Origin of the sequence: Liberiplasma polymorphum, from assembly GCF_043951795.1 — a bacterium.
Classification (GTDB): Bacteria; Bacillota_I; Bacilli_A; order Izemoplasmatales; family Izemoplasmataceae; genus Liberiplasma; species Liberiplasma polymorphum.
Map to the genome: position 1 here is coordinate 19,730 of NZ_JBIOAG010000017.1, position 20,090 is coordinate 39,819.

Annotated in this window: 17 protein-coding genes and 1 tRNA gene; 15 read left to right on the top strand and 3 right to left on the bottom strand. The window is 33.0% G+C overall.

The window, feature by feature from the left end; genetic code table 11:
- Positions 1 to 10 precede the first annotated feature (10 nt).
- The 11 genes from ACHAJD_RS05355 to ACHAJD_RS05405 are packed head-to-tail and all read left to right on the top strand — an operon-like array spanning position 11 to position 13,634.
- Positions 11 to 1,309, top strand: coding sequence for a dihydroorotase (locus ACHAJD_RS05355; RefSeq protein ID WP_435584839.1), 1,299 nt, complete (start codon positions 11 to 13; stop codon positions 1,307 to 1,309).
- Position 1,310: 1 nt separating this feature from the next.
- Entirely contained in the window at positions 1,311 to 2,612 is a 1,302-nt protein-coding gene (locus tag ACHAJD_RS05360) for an amidohydrolase family protein (protein WP_435584840.1), read from the top strand.
- Positions 2,613 to 2,615: 3 nt separating this feature from the next.
- Positions 2,616 to 3,692, top strand: coding sequence for a 4Fe-4S binding protein (locus ACHAJD_RS05365; RefSeq protein ID WP_435584841.1), 1,077 nt, complete (start codon positions 2,616 to 2,618; stop codon positions 3,690 to 3,692).
- Between the two features lie 13 nt (positions 3,693 to 3,705).
- On the top strand, positions 3,706 to 5,808 hold the full coding sequence (locus ACHAJD_RS05370; RefSeq protein WP_435584842.1) for a xanthine dehydrogenase family protein molybdopterin-binding subunit: 2,103 nt from the start codon (positions 3,706 to 3,708) through the stop codon (positions 5,806 to 5,808).
- Entirely contained in the window at positions 5,792 to 6,262 is a 471-nt protein-coding gene (locus ACHAJD_RS05375; RefSeq protein ID WP_435584843.1) for a (2Fe-2S)-binding protein, read from the top strand. The genes ACHAJD_RS05370 and ACHAJD_RS05375 overlap by 17 nt, the downstream gene beginning before the upstream one ends.
- Positions 6,256 to 7,095 (top strand): FAD binding domain-containing protein, encoded by an 840-nt coding sequence (locus tag ACHAJD_RS05380; protein ID WP_435584844.1) that lies wholly within the window; start codon positions 6,256 to 6,258, stop codon positions 7,093 to 7,095. Before ACHAJD_RS05375 ends, ACHAJD_RS05380 begins: the two co-directional genes overlap by 7 nt.
- A gap of 12 nt (positions 7,096 to 7,107) precedes the next feature.
- Positions 7,108 to 8,817: an adenine deaminase gene (gene ade / locus ACHAJD_RS05385; protein ID WP_435584845.1), complete on the top strand. Its 1,710-nt coding sequence runs from the start codon at positions 7,108 to 7,110 to the stop codon at positions 8,815 to 8,817.
- 9 nt (positions 8,818 to 8,826) lie between these two features.
- Complete coding sequence (gene thrC / locus ACHAJD_RS05390; RefSeq protein WP_435584846.1) at positions 8,827 to 10,077, top strand: threonine synthase; 1,251 nt, start codon at positions 8,827 to 8,829, stop codon at positions 10,075 to 10,077.
- On the top strand, positions 10,070 to 11,434 hold the full coding sequence (locus ACHAJD_RS05395) for a PLP-dependent cysteine synthase family protein (RefSeq protein ID WP_435584847.1): 1,365 nt from the start codon (positions 10,070 to 10,072) through the stop codon (positions 11,432 to 11,434). Before thrC ends, ACHAJD_RS05395 begins: the two co-directional genes overlap by 8 nt.
- The gene (locus tag ACHAJD_RS05400; protein WP_435584848.1) at positions 11,431 to 12,654 is read left to right on the top strand and encodes a YgeY family selenium metabolism-linked hydrolase; all 1,224 of its coding nucleotides are present in this window, start codon (positions 11,431 to 11,433) and stop codon (positions 12,652 to 12,654) included. Before ACHAJD_RS05395 ends, ACHAJD_RS05400 begins: the two co-directional genes overlap by 4 nt.
- Complete coding sequence (locus ACHAJD_RS05405) at positions 12,651 to 13,634, top strand: ornithine carbamoyltransferase (protein WP_435584849.1); 984 nt, start codon at positions 12,651 to 12,653, stop codon at positions 13,632 to 13,634. Before ACHAJD_RS05400 ends, ACHAJD_RS05405 begins: the two co-directional genes overlap by 4 nt.
- Positions 13,635 to 13,669: 35 nt before the next feature.
- Here the strand turns inward: ACHAJD_RS05405 and ACHAJD_RS05410 are convergent, their stop codons facing one another.
- Together ACHAJD_RS05410 and ACHAJD_RS05415 are read right to left on the bottom strand one after the other, a co-directional pair.
- On the bottom strand, positions 13,670 to 15,391 hold the full coding sequence (locus ACHAJD_RS05410) for a hypothetical protein (RefSeq protein WP_435584850.1): 1,722 nt from the start codon (positions 15,389 to 15,391) through the stop codon (positions 13,670 to 13,672).
- 121 nt (positions 15,392 to 15,512) lie between these two features.
- Complete coding sequence (locus ACHAJD_RS05415; RefSeq protein WP_435584851.1) at positions 15,513 to 15,995, bottom strand: nucleoside deaminase; 483 nt, start codon at positions 15,993 to 15,995, stop codon at positions 15,513 to 15,515.
- A gap of 124 nt (positions 15,996 to 16,119) precedes the next feature.
- On the opposite strand from ACHAJD_RS05415, the gene ACHAJD_RS05420 reads away from it, so the two are divergent.
- Both ACHAJD_RS05420 and ACHAJD_RS05425 read left to right on the top strand, forming a co-directional pair.
- A tRNA-Ser gene (locus ACHAJD_RS05420) sits at positions 16,120 to 16,210 on the top strand.
- Between the two features lie 280 nt (positions 16,211 to 16,490).
- Positions 16,491 to 17,402: a hypothetical protein gene (locus ACHAJD_RS05425; RefSeq protein WP_435584852.1), complete on the top strand. Its 912-nt coding sequence runs from the start codon at positions 16,491 to 16,493 to the stop codon at positions 17,400 to 17,402.
- Between the two features lie 141 nt (positions 17,403 to 17,543).
- On the opposite strand, the gene ACHAJD_RS05430 is transcribed toward ACHAJD_RS05425, so the two are convergent.
- Complete coding sequence (locus ACHAJD_RS05430; protein ID WP_435584853.1) at positions 17,544 to 18,047, bottom strand: GNAT family N-acetyltransferase; 504 nt, start codon at positions 18,045 to 18,047, stop codon at positions 17,544 to 17,546.
- 126 nt (positions 18,048 to 18,173) lie between these two features.
- Here ACHAJD_RS05430 and ACHAJD_RS05435 point away from each other — a divergent pair, with 126 nt between their 5' ends.
- The gene (locus tag ACHAJD_RS05435; RefSeq protein ID WP_435584854.1) at positions 18,174 to 18,668 is read left to right on the top strand and encodes a GNAT family N-acetyltransferase; all 495 of its coding nucleotides are present in this window, start codon (positions 18,174 to 18,176) and stop codon (positions 18,666 to 18,668) included.
- A gap of 166 nt (positions 18,669 to 18,834) precedes the next feature.
- Entirely contained in the window at positions 18,835 to 20,028 is a 1,194-nt protein-coding gene (fabV, locus tag ACHAJD_RS05440; protein WP_435584855.1) for an enoyl-ACP reductase FabV, read from the top strand.
- Positions 20,029 to 20,090 lie beyond the last annotated feature (62 nt).

Consider the following 20,090-nt stretch of genomic DNA (forward strand, 5'->3'; position numbering starts at 1 on the left):
GGCGTTATTTATGTATGAAAAGCGTATTATCAACGGTAATGTGTACATTGATTTTACTTGGAAAAAATTTCACATCTATATTAATAATGAAAAAATAGCATTACTTGATGAAAGACTGTATCCTGCAAAAGAAGAAATTAATGCTAAGGGATTAAAAATCCTACCAGGGCTTATAGATCCGCATGTTCATTTCGCTTTAAATCTAGGTCACATAGTAGCATGTGATGATTTTTTAAATGGTAGTACCCAAGCCGCCTATGGCGGTGTAACAACGTTTATCGACTTTTTAGAGCCCGTTGATACTGTAGAAGGTTTAGAAAAAGCTTTTTATGCACGTCTAGAAGAAGCTAAAGATAGTAAAGTTGATTATGCATTTCATGCGTGCATTAAAAATCCTATATGTGATTTAGAAGCATTTATTTTAAAAATGAAATCACTAGGATTGACTACATTAAAGTTATTCACAACGTATTCAGATTCAAATAGAAGAACCTATGATGAAGATATTATAAAACTCTTAGCACTATCTCAAAAACATAATATTCTAATTTTAGCACACATAGAAAATGATGATGTCATACGTTTAAGTGATGATTTTACCCATAAAGATTTACCAGAAAGTCGTCCCTCAATTAGTGAAACGATTGAAGCTTTAAAACTGGCAGAATATACCAAACAAACTAATGGGAATTTATACATGGTCCACCTAAGTAGTGGAAAAACCCTTGAAGCTCTTAAAATGGCGTATCCCAAATTACTAAACAAGCATTTTTATATCGAGTCATGCCCTCAATATTTTACATTTACTAAAGAAAAACTCTTAGGAAAAGAAGGCGAATTATTTACATTTGCGCCACCTCTAAGAACGCAAGAAGAACAAGACTTATTGTTTAAATATAAAAACCTAATTTATTCAATCGGGACAGACCATTGTGCTTTTATGAAAAAAGACAAAACGCGTTCAAAACTTAAAGACATTCCCCTTGGTATCGGTGGCATTGAGCATAGTTTTCATGTGATGCATCATCACTTAGGGGATGATTGTATCACGAAAATGTCATTAAATCCTTCAATTGTTCATCATTTAAAAGGTAAAGGAGAAATCGCTTTAGGAAAAGACGCAGATTTATTTTTCTATAAACCTAAAATTGGTAAAATTTCAGAACACCATAGTACATGTGATTATTCAGTATATACAGGAAGAGCGAAGGAAGGTCAAATTGTTCATACAATGGTAAGAGGAAATTTCGTATTGAAAAACAATGAAATCCAACCTCATACCGGTAAGTTCATTAAAAGGAGTGTTTAAGATGTCAAAGGCAATTATCCATGCAAAACTTTATGACTTTCATCAATTCATTGATGATGCTTATGTTATATTTGACGAGCGCATTATTGATTTTGGACCTATGCAAGACTTTGAAAATAGAGGGTACGAACTAATTGATGGGAAGAATCACATTATCATGCCAAGTTTAATTTCAGGGCATACACACATATATTCCACTTTCGCAAGAGGCATTAGTTTAGCCTTTAATCCCAAAAACTTTCAAGAAATTCTTGATCAATTATGGTGGAAAATAGATGGGCATTTAAATAATGAAATGATTTACTATAGTGGCATTGTTAGTGCAGTTGACATGATTAAAAACGGTATCACTACAATCATTGATCACCATGCCAGTGGTATTGATATTGAAGGCTCACTTGAAGCCTTAAAAAGTGCCGTATGTGATGAAGCCTCACTGCGTGGGTGTTTTGCGTTTGAAACTAGTGATCGTTTTGATGTTGATACGGCAATTAAAGAAAACATTCAATTTTTAAACACTTATAAGTCCGATAAAACAAGAGGAATGTTTGGACTACATGCATCACTAAGTTTATCGGATAAAACCTTAAATAAAGTTAAAAACCACTTAGGCGATTATCCCATTCATATCCATGTTGCAGAAAGCAAACTCGATCAAGAAGATTCACTGAAAAAATACAAAAAACGTGTAATTGAGCGATTAGATGATTTTGATTTGTTAAATAGAAATAGTATTTTAACACACGCATTATATGTTGATGATGACGAACTTAGACGCATTAAAAAACGCGAGTGTGTGATTGCTGTAAACATAAGTTCAAACATGAACAACGGTGTAGGATTACCACCTGTTAAGAGATTTTTAGATTTTAACATACCTGTAATTATTGGCAATGACGGTATATCAAGTTCAATGACCACAGAATATTTAGCCCTTTATTATGCGATGCACTTAAAAGACCAAAGTCCGGTTCCTTTTGGACTAGATGATTTATTAGAAATTATAAAATCTACCTATCAGTACGCAAGTGAGTGTTTTAATGTTTCTTTAGGTAAGATACAAAAAGACTATCAAGCAGATTTACTACTTATTCCTTACAATCCCCCTACCCCACTTAATGCTAGCAATGCATTTGGACATCTATTCTTTGGTTTATTTAATAGTTTTAAACCTAAACATGTGTTTGTAGATGGAGATTATGTGTTAAAAAATTATAAGGTAAGCGAGACACTTGAAACGCAATACAATAAAGCGAGTCACTTTGCAGAAATCTTATGGAAAAATATCGAGAAGGAGGCATAAACCATGTCATTAAAAACATCGTTTGATGGACTACATTTAAAAAACCCACTAATGCCCGCATCTGGACCTTTAGTAGGGGATACAGAAAAGCTACTATTTATGAAAAACGCTGGATGTGGTGCAGTTGTAACCAAGACTATTTCTACGAAACTACCTAAGATTCCAAAGCCTTGTATATACGGAGACAAATCTTATGTTATGAACAGTGAGTTATGGAGTGAGTTTAGTAAAGAAGACTGGATTAATACGTTTTTACCTGCTTATAAAAAAGAAACAGATTGCCCACTTATTATCAGTGTTGGGTATACAAAAGAAGACATGGAAGTACTAATTCCTTTACTAGAAACGTTTGCGGATGCATTTGAAGTATCTACGCATTATGTTGGTACGGATTTATCTGTAATAAGCGACACCGTTAAAACCATAAGAAAATATACGCACAAACCGCTTTATATGAAGATTAGTCGCCATATCCCAAACCCGGCAGCTTTTGCAAAAGCAATAAAAGAAGCTGGAGCTAGTGGGATTGTAGCGATTAACTCATTAGGTCCTACGATGAAGATTGATATTGAAAATAGAAAAATTCTTTATGGAAACGAAGAAGGATTTGTTTGGACAAGTGGTCCAGTGATTAAAAATTTAGCGTTAGCGACTGTCTATAAAATCAAACAAGCAGAACCAGATTTAACCGTTATTGGTGTTGGCGGTATTGCTAGTGCAAGTGATGTTATTGAATTTTTACTTGCTGGAGCAAGTGCTGTTCAAATGTTATCTGCAGCTTTATTAAAAGGAAAAGATTTATATGAAAAAATCATTAATGATTTACCAAAAACATTAGAAAAATATGGGTTTTCAAGTGTAGAAGAAGTGATTCAAACAACCCTTGAAAATACAGTTAAATATAAAGCAAGTTTACCAAGATTAATTAAAGAAAAGTGTATTGAATGTATGTTATGTGAAAAAGTATGTCCATATTTTGCTATAACGTTTAAAGATCAAATTACATTTGACAAGGATAAGTGTTTTGAATGTGGATTATGTGTAGTTAAATGTCCTGTTCAAGCAATCATTATGGATTAAAGGAGTTGTTTATATGCGTGATATTAGTCGTTCTATTACTAAAATTGATGGCCATTTAAAATCGTCAGGAAAAGCTAAATATGTTAGTGATATTAAAATGCCTAATTTGCATTTTGCTAAAACAGTACGGTCAACGATTGCAAAAGGTAAAATAGTATCTATTAATCTACCACCTATGCCAAGTGGTTATTATACTGTGGATTATAATGATATACCTGGTAAAAATTACATAAAAATGATATTCGAAGATTGGCCAATATTCGCAAAAGATACGGTTAATCATATTGGGGAACCTATTTTACTTGTTGTTGGAAAAGATAAAGCAATAATTGATGAAATTATTAAAAATATTGTTATCGAATACGAAGAACTAGCCCCGCAATTTGAGTATAAAGAAAGTGTTGTTCAAAAACACTTTTCAAAAGGAAACGTTGATTCAATTTTTAAGAAAGATGATATTAAAACCATTGAGTATACTTATAAAACAGGTTATCAAGAACAAGCCTATATTGAACCTCAAGGGTTTATCGGATACATGAAAGAAAATAAGGTTACTTTGGAAGGATCTATCCAATGTCCTTACTATGTGAAAAATGCTCTGATTACAGTTTTAGATTGTGATCCTGATTTTGTACGTGTGATCCAATCACCTGTTGGAGGTGCTTTTGGTGGAAAAGAAGAGTTTCCATCTTTAATGGCATGTCAATTAGCCTTAGCCGTTTTAAAAGTAAAAGCACCGATTAAGATGATTTATGAACGAGAAGAAGATATGGAAGTAACAACTAAACGACACCCTTCTAAAATTCATTTAAAAGCTGCGATTAGTAAGGAACATAAAGTCCTTGCGATTAAAACACATGTTGCCTTAGATAGCGGGGCATATATAGGATTAAGTGGTGTGGTATTATCACGAGCTATGCTCGCAGTTACTAGTGCTTATACCATAGATAATCTTGATGTAAGTGGTGACGTATATAAAACAAATACAGTACCAAATGGTGCATTTCGCGGATTTGGAGCACCTCAAATGATTTTTGCGATAGAAATGTTTATGAATCATATCGCAAAAGACTTAAAGATTGATCCATTCACTTTCAGAATGAATCATCTAGCCAAACAAGGCGATTTTACATCTACTGAAGGGTTGTTTAGAGATCCAATCATCATGGAAAAAATGATTAAAAAAGCCACCGAAGTGTCTAATTATCATGAAAAATCAAAAGAATATCAAAAACCAAACAGTTTTAAAGGCATTGGGATGAGTTGGTTTTTACACGGATGTGGGTTTACTGGAAGTGGTGAAAGCGATCATATAAATGCAAAAGTTAAACTAAGAAAAGATGCGGGTAATCAAGTTTATATCTTGGTTGCAGCAGTAGATATGGGTCAAGGCGCAAAAACAACACTAATTAAAGTTGTTGCCCACACATTAGATCTTCCTTATGAACAAGTGACTTTTGATGATCCTGATACAGATTTTGTTACTGATTCAGGACCAACAGTAGCATCAAGAACCGCTATGATTGTTGGAGGATTACTTGCTAGATGTGCTTTAAAAATGAAGAAAAACTGGCAAGATGGTATCGAGCAGGTTGAAACAGAATCCTATGTTCAACCAGATTATGTAAAGTGGAATGAATCAACGATGAAAGGGGATGCTTATCCTGCTTACTCATGGGGTGTTAATATATGTGAAGTTGAAGTTGATAAACGCACATATCAAGTGGATGTAAAAGGTATTTGGAGTGTTTATGATGTAGGAAAATCACTTGATGAAAGAATCGTTTTAGGACAAGCAGATGGTGGTATCGCTCAAGGCATTGCTTATGGTTATTTAGAAGTCATGCAACATAAAGACGGAAAAATAAAACATAAAAATATGACTGACTATATCATTCCGACCGCTGTTGATATGGGATATACAGAAAACTATTTATATGAAAATCCTTTTGCATTAGGACCGTATGGTGCAAAAGGTGCGGGCGAACTAACACTAGTTGGCGGCGCACCAGCTGTAGCATTAGCTATAGAACAAGCGATAGGTAAGAAAATCCATAAAATTCCTGCTACACCAGAAGTAATCATGGAGGTGATTTTAGATGAAAATCACATTTAAATTAAATGATGAATGGATTGAGTTTGATAAAAATCCATCAGAAAGACTTTTAGATATATTACGTGATCATTTTGATTTAACCGGTCCTAAAGAAGGGTGTGGAGAAGGGGAATGTGGCGCCTGTGCAGTTTTGCTTAATGGAAAAATAATTAACAGTTGTTGTTTACCACTAGCAAACGTACATAATCAAGAAATTATGACGATTGAACACTATGCAAAAACTAAACGCTACGAGTACCTAGAAGAAGCTTTTACGCATGAAGGCGCAGTACAGTGCGGTATATGTACGCCAGGGATGATGATTGCAGCGGAATCCTTATTACGTAAAAACAACCATCCAACTGAAGAAGAAATTCGCATCGGTTTATCCGGTAATTTATGTCGATGCACTGGATATAATATGATTGTTAAAGCGATTCAGCGCGCATCAATTAGGGGGAAAGGCTTATGGTAGAACACTATATCCCAACTTCTTATCAAGAAGCATTGGAAATTTTAAGCAAAGGTAACACGCAAGTTTTTGCTGGTGGAACAGACTTAATGATTCAGTACCGTTCAACAAGCAATACACTACCCAAATTTAAAAAGAATATGCTTTATGCATTTAATCTAGAAGAATTAAAATATATTAAAAAAAATGGCAACATCATTCATATCGGTGCAATGACACCACTTGAGGAATTACTTGAAAATGATTTAACGCCAGCACCGCTTAAAAAAATTATCAAAGAAATGGCCTCTCCAGCATTAAGACATGTTGCTACGCTTGCTGGGAACATTGCGAATGCCTCACCCGCTGGAGATTCATTAATTGTTTTATATTTACTTAATGCGAGAATCATTTGCGAAAGTATTCATGGATTAAGAGAAGTACCTATTGAAACATTTATTACAGGAGTACGTAAAACTGTTTTACTTGAACACGAGATAATTAAGGAAATCATCATTAATAATGATTCTTTTACCCAATATGAAGTGACTAAAGTAGGAACACGTAAGGCAGATGCTATTGCAAAAGTTTCTGTTGCAATCGCAATAACAATTGAAGAAGAAATAATCAAGGATTTTAGAGTTGTCATTGGTTCTGTCGCAACGACAGTAATTAGAGAGCGTCATTTAGAAAAACAGTTTATTAATATAAATATTGAAACTATGAAAAATCAAATAGACAAAGTCTTAGCTAATTATGATCCTCTAATTAAACCAATAGATGATCAACGTTCTAATAAAACCTATAGAAGACACGTTGCCCATAATTTGATTCGAGATTTCATCACAAACATATAAAGAGGTGAAGCCATGAATAAATCGATAATGCAAAAAGCACGTGGGTTAGAAAAAGCCGAACTTGTATTAAAAAACGGTCGCATTATTAATGTGTATACCAATGAAATTGAAGCAGGGGATATTGCTATAGAAAATGGTATGATAATTGGCATTGGTAACTATGATGGCATCAAAGAAATAGATATGAAAAACCATTATATAGCACCAGGGTTAATTGATGGCCATGTTCATATTGAATCTTCTATGCTAACCCCAGCAGAATTTGCAAAACTAATTGTGCCAAAAGGCACGACTACCATCATTGCAGACCCTCATGAAATCGCAAATGTAAGTGGGGTAGAAGGCATAAAATTTATGCTTGAAAACAGTAAAGATTTACCACTAAATGTGTATATTATGTTACCTTCTTGTGTGCCAGCTACTAGTATGGAAAATGCAGGTGCGAAGATTACTGCAGAAGATATTGAATCACTTAGAGGACTTCCTAATGTATTAGGGTTAGGGGAAGTCATGGATTATCCAGCGGTCCTTGAAGGTGAGCGTACAATCCATGAAAAAATACGCGTTATGACGCCTATGCTAATTGACGGGCATGCACCGGATATTATTGGCAATGACTTAAACGCATATATTACTGCAGGTGTCATGACAGATCATGAATGTACTGAAGTAAATAGTATGATAGAAAGACTTAGACGTGGAATGTATGTCCATTTAAGAGAAGGTTCAGTTACTAGAAACTTAAGCACATTATTAAAAGGTATAACCAAAGATAATAAACACAGAGTCCTTTTTTGCACCGATGATAAACACCCAGAAGACATAAAAAAAGAAGGCCATATTAATTATAATATCAACCTTGCCACGAAAGAAAAAATAGAACCACTAGATGCTATATGTATGGCAACAGTAAATGCAGCGCAATGTTACAAACTCGATCATCTAGGCGCTATTGCACCTGGTAAAGATGCAGATTTAATTGTCTTTGAAGATTTATATGACATTGAACCTATCTTAGTCTTTAAAAAAGGTAAAATTGTCGCAAAATGTGATGAAGCACTGTTTGAGACCAAGGCTTCTTTAAACGACTCGATTGTAGATTCAGTCCATTTTAATGGCGAAGATATTCACTTAAAACTGCCATTAAAATCAGAAAAAGTTAAAGTAATTGAACTAATAGAAAGTAATATTACAACCAAAAAAATCATTGAAAGAGTAAAAATTAAAAATAACTATTTTCATTATGATCAGGATAAAGACATTTTAAAACTTGCTTTAATCGAAAGACACCATAATACGAAAAATGTAGGCATAGGATTGGTAAAAGGATTTGGGTTTAAAAATGGTGCACTAGCAACAACAATTGCGCATGATTCTCATAATTTAGTAGTAGTTGGGGACTCCGATGAGGCTATGATGACAGCGATTAAAAAAATCAAAGAAATTAAAGGTGGTATTGTCTTAGTCAAAGACAATAAGGTCGTTGATTACTTACAACTTGAAATTGGTGGTATTATGACTAATCAAGGGGCAGATATAGTATCTGAACGATTAAGAACCATGCATGAAATTATAAAAACCATGGGTTTAAATGAAAAAATCGATGACCCATTTATCCAACTTTCTTTTTTATCACTTCCAGTTATTCCAGAACTTAAACTTACTGATTTTGGGTTGTTTGATGTTAATGCCTTCAAACATGTACCAATTGAAGAAGAATAGAGGACAACCATGAATTTTGTTAAACAATATCGATGTACACTCTGTGACGCTATCTATAAATTTGAACCCACGACACTTACGTGTTTATCTTGTGGAGAAAAAGGCATACTAGATATTGAATATGACTATGAAATGATGAAGAAAGTTGTGAATAAAAGCTACTTTGAAAAATGTGAAGATTATTCAATTTGGCGCTATAAACCAATGATGAGTATCCATCACGGATTTATCAATGATACATTGCATGTTGGCTGGACGCCGTTATATCATTCACTGAATTTATCAGAAACAGTAAATATTAAAAGTTTATACATAAAAGATGATTCAGCAAATCCAACAGCATCTTTAAAAGATAGAGCAAGTGTAGTTGCTGTTGTAAAAGCATTAGAACATAAGCAAACAATTATTGCTTGCAGTTCTACGGGTAATGCAGCTTCAAGCTTAGCTGGTCATGCTGCAAAGGTGGGTCTTAAAAGCGTCATTTTTGTCCCTAGCCGTGCCCCAATTGGTAAACTCACACAATTATCACTTTTTGGTGCAGATGTTTACAAAGTTGATGGAGATTATAAATTAGCTTATGCATTATCAAAAGATGCAATTAAACACTTTGGTTGGTATAACCGAAACGCTGCAGTTAATCCACATCTTGTAGAAGGTAAAAAAACAGTTGCACTAGAGATTGCTGAACAACTTGAGTTTAACCTAACAGATTGGGTGGTAGTTTCAGTGGGTGATGGCTGTACCATTGCAGGGGTATATAAAGGGTTTTACGATCTGTATAAACTAGATATGATTAATAAAATCCCCAAATTACTTGGGGTTCAAAGTGAGGGATGTGCGCCGTTTTATCATGCGTTTAAAAATGATGAACCCATGAAAGAATCTGAGGAAAACACCATTGCAGATAGTATTGCAGTAGGCATTCCAAGAAATCCCATTAAAGGTATGAATGCAGTTGTAAAATCAAATGGAGCATTTATTACTGTAAGCGATGCAGAAATCATTGAATCTATGAAGGTTTTGGCGTCATTTGAAGGGATTTTTTCAGAACCTGCAGCAGCAGCAAGTTTTGCAGGATTAAAAAATGCGATTAATCAAAACATTATTAAATCTTATGAAACTGCTACGATAATTATTACTGGTAGCGGATTAAAAGATATCCAAAACGCGCAAAAAGCGATGACGAGTATTCCTATTATTAAAGCAAATTTAACCACCTTTATTGAAACGTACTCATTAGGAGGAAAAAAAGATGATTAATTTTCCATTCGGTCCAACCTATAACGAAATGCTTTATCCATCCTCAATAGAAAAAAATGTTAGAGAAAAAGCGTTAAAAGCTATCAAAGATGAACTTAATCCATTAAATTTATTTAATATTACATGGAAAAATGAACACAGCAAAGTTCATAAAATTATTTTGCCAAAAGCATTAACGGGCGTTGATGCTAATATTGTCGTTTTACTTGGTAAAAACTTTCCATCTGGTTCCCATAAAGTAGGGCCAGCCTATGCGACGTTAATTGAAGGGTGTGTAGATGAAACAATCATTCCAGGAAAGCATACAATATTAGGTCCTTCTACAGGTAATTTTGGCATTGGTGTTTCGTATATTTGTAACCTTATGAACTATGAGGCAATTGTAATTATGCCAGATAATATGAGTAAAGAACGTTACGAACGTATAAAAAAGTATGGGGCAAAACTTGACTTAACCCCGGGAACTGAATCCGATGTTATATTAACTTTAGAGCGTACTTATGAGTTAAAAAAAGATCCTAAAAATGTCGCATTAGCTCAGTTTGAACTATTCCCTAATTACCGATTTCATCGGTATGTAACAGGCCATAGTGCGATAGAAGCTGTAAAAGAAGTTGGAAACGGTCGTATCGCTTGTTTTGCATCAGCCCCAGGTAGCGCAGGAACACTTGCCGCGGGTGACCAAATCAAAACTGTTTTTCCAGAAGCTAAAGTTGTTGCACTAGAACCTTATGAATGCTCAACCTTGCTTAATGGAGGAAGAGGGCAACACCGTATTGAAGGCATTGGGGATAAAATGTGCACACTTATACACAATGTTTTGACTACGGACTTTATTGCCTTAATTAAAGATGAAGATGCAGTAAGAGGATTAAAAATCATTCAAGATGGTGATAATGTATTATTATCAAAAGGGATTAGTGAAGATGAAATTAAATGTATGAAAGGATTATTTGGTGTTTCTGGATTATGCAATATTATCGGCGCAATCAAGATGGCTAAATACTTAAAATTAGGACCAAACGAAAATGTTGTAACAATAGCTACAGACGGTTTTGATCGATATGATAGTGTATTAGAAGACTTAGAAAAAAGAACACTTGAAACTGAAGATTTTGTTTTAAACCGATGGTTTAACGATATATTCATAGAAGCTGATACCAAACATATTAAGGATACAAGAAATCAAGAAGAAAAAGAAAAACTTTTTATCCAAAAAGAAAACGATTGGCTAAAATTTGGTTATTCTAAACACTATTTAGACCAAATGAAGTCCATGGACTTCTGGCAAAAAGAGTATCAAAAAATCGATTATTATGACACATTGATAAAAGAGAAAAGAGGCACGACTAAATGAAAATTCCCTATGAAGAAATCGTAAAAAAAGCTGAAAGCTATAAACAAGATATTTCGAACTTTCTCCGTGATATGATTGCTATTCCCAGTGAATCTTGCGATGAAGAAAAAGTTGTACTTAGAATAAAAGAAGAAATGGAAAAAGTTGGGTTTGATGAAATTATTATTGATCCAATGGGGAATATATTAGGTAAAATCGGAAAAGGTAAGCATTTAATAGCGATGGATGCCCATATTGATACAGTTGGCATTGGCGATATTAATTTATGGGAATATGATCCTTATATGGGTTATGAAGATGAACATATTATAGTCGGACGCGGTGGAAGTGATCAAGAAGGCGGCATGGCATCTATGGTATATGCCGCAAAAATCATTAAAGATTTACAACTTGAAGATGATTATACCCTTCTTATTACCGGAACAGTACAAGAAGAAGACTGTGACGGACTATGTTGGCAATATATTATTGAAGAGATGAATATTAAGCCAGAATTTGTGGTCATTACAGAACCAACTTCCTGTAGAATTTATCGCGGTCACCGTGGTCGAATGGAAATAAAAGTTTCTACACAAGGATTAAGTTGTCATGGAAGTGCACCAGAACGCGGTGATAATGCCATATTTAAAATGGCACCAATCCTTATTGAATTAGAAGCATTAAATCCCAAATTAATGCATGATGATTTCTTAGGAAAAGGCACGCTTACAGTGAGTGAAATATTCTATAGTTCACCTTCTAGATGTGCGGTTGCTGATGGATGTAGTGTTTCTGTTGATCGAAGATTAACCCACGGTGAAACCTATGAATCAGCACTAGAAGAAATTAGAAATTTACCCTCAGTAATAAAAGCGAAAGCAAAAGTTGAAATGTATGAGTATATGCGTCCTTCTTACACAGGATTAATTTACCCAACCAAATCCTACTTTCCAACATGGGTCTTACCTGAATCTCACCTAGTAACAACATCGACTGTAAAAGCATATGAAGCGTTATTTAATGAAGCACCAATCGTTGATAAATGGACATTTTCAACCAACGCAGTCTCAATAATGGGACGATATAATATCCCGTGCATTGGGTTTGGACCAGGTCACGAAGATGAAGCCCATGCACCAAATGAAAAAACGTTTAAAGATGAACTTGTTAAAGCTGCAGCTCTATACGCACTAATTCCGCTTATGTACATAAATCAATTAAAAAAAGGAGAACAATCATGAAGCCATTATTTAAAGGCCGTCATTTTATCACACTAGAAGAGTGGAGCAAAGAAGAAATAAATACGTTACTTGAAGTATCAAAGGAGTTAAAACAAAAATTTAGAACCAATGTTCAAACCCCTTATTTACAAAACAAAACCGCATTTTTAATGTTTTTCGAACAATCAACTAGAACAAGAAACTCGATGGAATCAGGCCTAGCACAACTAGGTGGTCATGCAACGTTTCTTGATACTTCAACCATGCAAATATCACACGGTGAATCCGCGAAAGATACAGCGATTATATTATCTAGTTATGGGCATGGTATTGCCTGTAGGATTTGTTTTTGGGGTGTAGGAAATAGATATTTAAGAGAAATGGCAGCCCATTCAACCGTTCCTATTATGAACTTACAATGTGATTTATACCATCCAATGCAAGGATTAGCCGATTTAATGACCATACAAGAAGTAAAAAAAGAAACAAAAAACTTAAAAGTTTCCATTATATGGGCTTATGCAAAAAGTCATAAAAAACCTATTAGCGTCCCGTTATCTCAAGCATTATTATTTCCAAGATATGGTATGGATGTCACCCTTGCTTATCCTGAAGGCTATGATTTACCGGACTGGGTTATTGAAAAAGCTAAGCAAAACGCTTCTTTAAATGGGGGATCATTTAAAATTACACACAATCAAGAAGAAGCGTATAAAAATGCAGATATCGTTATTCCTAAGAACTGGGGAAGTTGGGTTAGAAATCAATCAGAACAAGTTATCGATGAAGTGCTAGAAGCCAATCGTCATTGGAAATGCACAGAAACGTTAATGAAACTTGCAAAAAATGATGTTTCATATATGCACGCATTACCTGCAGATAGAGGAAATGAAGTAGAGGATTCTGTAATAGATGGAAAACACTCAATTGTTTATCAAGAAGCTGAAAACAGATTGCACACCGCAAAAGCTGTAATGGCAATGACAATAGGGGATAAATAATCGTAAAAAAAACCGATCAATGATCGGTTTTTATATTAGTCTTTTTTTCTAGTATAGGATTCAAATCCAATGATTTGTGTAATGGATGGTGTTTGAGTAAACGGAATAAATAATGCTAGTAGTATTGGTAAGAAATACGTAAGTGTAAAGTGACTATATAAGGGAAACATAAAACTAACATCTAGCTGCTCTAAGCGTACTAAACTATACTTAACTTCATCAGCATGATATTCAACTTGTAAGTAAAGGACTGTATAGTCATCTACTTGATAATCTGCAATGTAAGCACTGTTATAACCTTGCCAACGATAAAATGGTTGTGAACGAAGTGGATAATGAATAGCTTTAAATGCAAAATCATCCCCGAGTATTTCAACTCTATTCAAGGTATCTTTTGAAGAGTTAACTAAATATAGTCGTCCATCATTTATGAATCCAGCGTTATTAAAAGGATTATTTAACACAAAGTTTCTAACAGAACCATCACTTGTCACCTTGTAATAGGTGGTTTTGGTGATATTATTTAAAGAAATATAGTATAGAATTTGGTTAGTCTTATCATAAACGGGTTCACCTGAAAAACGTGCAAATTCGGTTAAGTCATCTTTTAAAATAAAGGCATCTTCAGTGGTGAAAAATAGTGTATATGAAATTACGGTTATCGCTTCATAAGATAGAGTAAGTACGTCAATAGACTCTTCTAATATAAGCGTTTCATTTGAAAGCTTATAAATCTCGTATAAAGTTTCACTTGATTTATGTAATAAATAATATTGATCCTCTTGAATAAAAAGCGTACTATCTAATGTTGAAAAATCACTAATTTTTTCACTAGTATTCAAACTAACCAAAAATAAACCTTGTCTTCCTAATAAGTATAATTGATTATCTTGAACAAAAAATTTATTATGAATAGTCATTGGGTAATGGCTATCATCTAACTCAGCAAAATTTTCTAGTAACTCGGTTCTAATAAGTTCACCGTTTGTTATACTATAAACCATTAAAACATCAGTTTCTGTGTAAATATACAAATGATTTTCATCAAAATAAAAGTCTGTTATAGCATCTTTTATAAAATCATCGCTAATAATCTCAAACTCAGTTCTAAATTGATAGTCATTAGTTAATTGATTAGGAAATGTATCAAAATTAAAGTATCTAATACTATCAGAAAGGTTAAGCGATTGCTTCATTTGATTCGTTGGAAGTTGGATGATAAAGAAGAAAACACTAAAAAAAACTAAAATAAGCCACAAAACAACATATTTAGAAACGGTTGCATGTGAATACCATAAGCCAATCTTCTCATATAACGGCAATAGTTTTTTTTGTAAAAAGATAGGCAATATTAACAATAGTACGACGCTTAATGAAGCCATACTAAATTGAATCGTTGTTGGTTCAAATCTTAGTATAGTTAACATTAAATAAAACGGAATGAAACTTAACACAAATAATAAAATGTTATTTTTCACCGTTTCTGAAATTAAGAAAACATCCTCATCAATAGCATTAATAATGCGTACAGTGATATAAGAAGTAATCAATATTAAAATTAGTATTAAAAAATAAACTAAAAAAACATTAATCGCACTTTCTAAAAAAACAACTAACACAATTTTGTAACTAATGATACCGGTAAGGGTAGAAAGTAGCGCTATGTTCTTCTTTGAAGTAGTTAACTTATCAAAGTTAAAAAAGTATGATGATAATATTAAAATTGGTAGTGGTAATAGGATATAGATTATATTCATAACATCCCCCTTTAGAGTGATACTTTTATCATATCACAAAGAATTTCAAAACAAAAGATATAAATAATTTAAAAAGAGATACAGTGAATTAAAAATAATTTCATTGTATCTCTTGGAGATTTTAGTAGATTACTTTACTTTTCAATTGATATTCTTCAAAGATTGGTAAACATTCATCTCTTAGGGATTCTTCGATTTTTAAGACACCATGATCATTTTTGCCACCTTCAATAAACTCATAGATAAAATCATCTCTAAATCCAATCGCAGCTGCATCTTTCGGCCTGCATCCATAAATTACATGCTTTATGTTTGACCATATAATCGCCCCTAAACACATAGGGCAAGGATAAGCGGTTGTTACAACAACACATCCAGTTAAATCGTGAGTACCAAGCTTAGTAGCGGCCTTTCTTATTGCGTTCATTTCAGCGTGTGCAGTTGGATCATGATCTCTTAAAACAGAATTAGATGAAACTGATAACAATTCTCCGTCTGGTCCTATGATTGCGGCTCCAAATGGACCGCCCACGTTATCATTCATAGTTGTCCGTGCTTGTTCAAGTGCTTTTTCCATGACAGTTCTAATGGTGTTTTTCTCCATAATAGTCCTCTCCTAAATCTAAAGTTTGAATAGCTAGATAAGTTTATTATAGCTTAATTTAATAAAATTAAAAATGATAAATATTTCTATACCTTATTCCCGTTTGTGATAAAATACATATGATGGAGGAATACCCAAGTGGCTGAAGGGGCTGGCTTGGAAAGCTAGTAGATCGGGAGACCGGTGCGTGGGTTCGAATCCCATTTCCTCCGCCATATTTAAATCATTGGCCAAATACAATATTTTTGGCCTTTTTTTATGCTGAAAATATACACCTTTATCTACAAAAGTGAACAGGTATTTATGAACGTTTAATCAATGTTACTAAAGATGAGATTACTTGTGTGTTAAAATTCAAAAAATTTCATTTGAGAGCGCTATTGCCATATAGATAATTAGAGTTTTAAATGATATAATAATTTTGATGTTAATAAAAGTAGGAACAAGTGTTTATTATACACCGATGTCAATATAATGATAATTGAGAGGTAAAACATGAAGAAAGTATTGTTAATTACTTTGATGATTTTTTTTAGCTTGCTCTTATCATCTTGTGATTATCCAGAAAAATCATTTCAAGCACTACGTAGAGATTACATTCCCAAAGAAGTAACAAGAAACTTTCAACTAGAAAGAGGCGTGTATGCCCCTTTTGTATGGACTTCGGATAATGATGCACTTGTTATAAATGGTAACGATGTTATTGTTCATCAAAAAGATGAAGATGTTATTGTTAATATTACAGCAACAATAAATAAAAAAAGTGAAACTTTTGAAATTAAAGTGTTGAAAATTGGTAGTCCGCTATCTGGTAGAGAAAAAGCTGAAGACATAACGATTTACTTGAATGATACATATAAAAAAATCGATGGTGGATTATTAGAACTACCAAATGAAATAAACGGAATCTATATCAAATACCATCTAGATCTTATACAATCATTGTATGGTTATAAGATTGAAAATGATAAGACATATTTATCATCTAGTTTTAGAGCTGGTGGCCAAAGTATAAGTATATCAATGTCATTTTATGATGACATTGATATGAAAAGTGAAAATCATGTCTATTGGTCAAGTTTAAGTTTAATTGCTGAAAGTTTAAACGAGGATGACCCATTTTTGTTAGCAGTTCACGAAATCAATATAAATAATTACAATTTTACCAGCAATCTAAAATACCAGTTCGGAATAGCCAACTTAAAAGTTGGTGATATTATAGCGTTTGGAACTAGTGATTCATTCGAGGCAGATTTAATCATGAATAATAGAGAATACTTCAATAAAATAGAAACCAATAAATTTGAAATCACCAATAACTTTAGAGAAAATACTCATGAATTAGGTAGGCTAACCATTACTATTGATGGTTTATCAAAAACAATTTTTATTCAAATGTATATGTGATTAAACGCTTAAAAAATTTTCACAAGTAATTTTTCCGTTTTCAAAATCTTTAGATGATATAGCTTTGTTAGTGCATCATTGTACTGAAGTGAAGGATGCAACCCATAAAAAAAAACGACTTGAAGTCGTTTTATTTATAACCTACTCTGATAAAGCTTTTAATGCATCTTTTTCAAGTCTGAAAATCATCCAATCATTTAGAGGCTTAGCGCCTAATTTCTTATAAAACTCAATTGAGGGATGATTCCAATTTAAACAATACCAATCAAGTCGACTACAATTTCGTTTTACAGCAATACTCGCTAAATGTTTTAGCATCGCTTTTCCATAGCCTTTATTTCTATAAGGTTCATAAACAAACAAGTCCTCTAAAAACAGGTTCGCTTTACCTAAAAAGGTTGAGTAGTTATAATAATATAGTGCAAAAGCAACTGGAATACTAGATTCTTCACCGATTATAACTTCAGCATATTTATCTTTAAATAAAGACATTTTAATTGAATCTTCCGTAGCAGTTACAGCATCACTCATTTTTTCATACTTTGCTAAAGCTTTAATAAAATCTAAAATTAGTTTAGAATCATTAATGGTTGCTTCCCGTATATTAAATGCCATTGTATCACTCCGTTCACTTACATTAATCATATCACAACACCTAGGTTGAAGCCATAGTCTATACATAAAACAAGAGGTAAAAAGCTGGATTTATTTAATATCATTATTTCAAAACCAACAGTTAACGACATTGAATCAATTCGGGCTTTTTTTTCTTTGATTATTAACAAAACCTTTAAAGAAGAAAATATTCCAGAAGAAGTAGAAAAACCAGAGGATGAAATTAACTTCAAAGTAACGCTTTTTAATAATGTAATTGAATATATAGACACAAAAACGCATGTTTTTATCGCGAAATATGAAAATGAAATTATAGGCTCTATAGCTTATGGCATAGCAAATGGGGATATATTAGAGTTAAGTAATAATGCACTTAGTGATATGATTGAAATAGGAAGTATTTATGTTCATCCTAAATTCCAAGGATTAGGAGTATCAAAGCATTTAATTAAGTACGTTTTAAACATTTTAAGCATAAAAAACGTTAGAACGTTTTGTTTAGATTCTGGATATGAAAAAGCCCAATCAATCTGGTATCACTTATTTAAAGAGCCCTATTTAGTAAGTGAAAATCATTGGTCAGTAAATAAGGCACATATTATTTGGGTTTGTGATGTTCATGAAACACTAAGCCGGCTAAATCAAAAATAGGTTATTCAATAATTAAAGTAATATTATAAAGTAATTTAGTTTACAGTGTACAAGGCGATAAAAAGCATTTTAAATAAAATACTTTTAATATCAAAGTTTTTTTGTGAATATTTTATTCAACATGGTATAATATAGAGAATAAAAAATGCATTTAAGGAGTGTAAGCATGATAATTAAACCGTCAATTCGCTCAAACATATTTACAAATGCCCATCCTTTCGGATGTAAAGCATTTGTTGAGCATCAAATAAAAGAAGCAAAAGCCTTAGAACCATTTAATGGTCCTAAGAATGTGCTTATAATTGGAGGTTCTTCTGGATATGGGTTATCGACAAGAATCGCTTTAGCTGTAGGCGCAAATGCAAATACAATTAATGTTTCGTTTGAATCAGCGCCTAAAGGAAAAAGAACTGGAACTGCTGGTTGGTGGAACAATATTTATTTCCAAGAATTAACACGTGAGTTTGGCTCTAAACATAAGGATTTTGTTGGAGATGCTTTTAGTTCTGAAATGAAACAACAAGTAATTGATTACGTTAAAAATGAATTTGGAAAGTTAGATTTAATCATTTATTCACTTGCAGCTGGTGCTAGACGAGATGAAACAACAAATGAAATAGTACGTTCACATATAAAAACTTTAGGCGAAGCAGCTATTGGAAAAACCATTGATGTTGCTTCACACGAAATAAAAGACTTAACTGTAACTGAAGCCAATGAACAAGAAGTTAAAGAAACTGTCTTTGTTATGGGCGGAAGTGATTGGCATAACTGGATTCAAAGATTTGATGCTGAAAATTTATTAAATGAAGGTGTTAAAACTATCTCATATACTTATATTGGTGGTCCAACAACAGAAACCATTTATCGTGGGGGAACACTCGGTAAAGCCAAAGAAGACTTAGAAGAAAAAGCTAGATTAATGGATGGCTTGTTTAAAGAAAAATACAATGGTGAAGCGTTAATTTCTTCTAGTAAAGCCGTTGTCACAAAAGCTAGTGTTTTTATTCCACAAATGCCAATATATGTATCATGTCTATATGATGTTATGATGAGACATTCTATTCATGAATCAATCTTAGAACACAAATATCGCTTATTTAAAGATATGATCTATGGAAATAACCGTATCACTGATGATAAAAATCGTATTAGATTGGATCATTTAGAGATGCAAGAGTTTGTCCAAAGCGAAACAGTAGAACTTATGAAAAAACTCTCAAATGAAGCGTTATTTGAATTAGAAGGTACAAAAGAATTCTTTAACGAATTTTATAAGATTCATGGATTCGGATTTGATTCGATTGATTATAAAAAAGATGTTGATTTAGACAAATTATCTGAATTAGAACCTAAATAAGAACTGAAAATTTTCAGTTCTTTTCTTTTTAACTTTAGGCTTTATTGTATAATTAAACTAAC

Bases quoted from the DNA above. Each gene is read 5' to 3' on its own strand.
- ACHAJD_RS05355 (WP_435584839.1), top strand. From the start codon at position 11: ATGTATGAAAAGCGTATTATCAACGGTAATGTGTACATTGATTTTACT.
- ACHAJD_RS05360 (WP_435584840.1), top strand. From the start codon at position 1,311: ATGTCAAAGGCAATTATCCATGCAAAACTTTATGACTTTCATCAATTC.
- ACHAJD_RS05365 (WP_435584841.1), top strand. From the start codon at position 2,616: ATGTCATTAAAAACATCGTTTGATGGACTACATTTAAAAAACCCACTA.
- ACHAJD_RS05370 (WP_435584842.1), top strand. From the start codon at position 3,706: ATGCGTGATATTAGTCGTTCTATTACTAAAATTGATGGCCATTTAAAA.
- ACHAJD_RS05375 (WP_435584843.1), top strand. From the start codon at position 5,792: ATGAAAATCACATTTAAATTAAATGATGAATGGATTGAGTTTGATAAA.
- ACHAJD_RS05380 (WP_435584844.1), top strand. From the start codon at position 6,256: ATGGTAGAACACTATATCCCAACTTCTTATCAAGAAGCATTGGAAATT.
- ade (WP_435584845.1), top strand. From the start codon at position 7,108: ATGAATAAATCGATAATGCAAAAAGCACGTGGGTTAGAAAAAGCCGAA.
- thrC (WP_435584846.1), top strand. From the start codon at position 8,827: ATGAATTTTGTTAAACAATATCGATGTACACTCTGTGACGCTATCTAT.
- ACHAJD_RS05395 (WP_435584847.1), top strand. From the start codon at position 10,070: ATGATTAATTTTCCATTCGGTCCAACCTATAACGAAATGCTTTATCCA.
- ACHAJD_RS05400 (WP_435584848.1), top strand. From the start codon at position 11,431: ATGAAAATTCCCTATGAAGAAATCGTAAAAAAAGCTGAAAGCTATAAA.
- ACHAJD_RS05405 (WP_435584849.1), top strand. From the start codon at position 12,651: ATGAAGCCATTATTTAAAGGCCGTCATTTTATCACACTAGAAGAGTGG.
- ACHAJD_RS05410 (WP_435584850.1), bottom strand. From the start codon at position 15,391: ATGAATATAATCTATATCCTATTACCACTACCAATTTTAATATTATCA.
- ACHAJD_RS05415 (WP_435584851.1), bottom strand. From the start codon at position 15,995: ATGGAGAAAAACACCATTAGAACTGTCATGGAAAAAGCACTTGAACAA.
- ACHAJD_RS05425 (WP_435584852.1), top strand. From the start codon at position 16,491: ATGAAGAAAGTATTGTTAATTACTTTGATGATTTTTTTTAGCTTGCTC.
- ACHAJD_RS05430 (WP_435584853.1), bottom strand. From the start codon at position 18,047: ATGATTAATGTAAGTGAACGGAGTGATACAATGGCATTTAATATACGG.
- fabV (WP_435584855.1), top strand. From the start codon at position 18,835: ATGATAATTAAACCGTCAATTCGCTCAAACATATTTACAAATGCCCAT.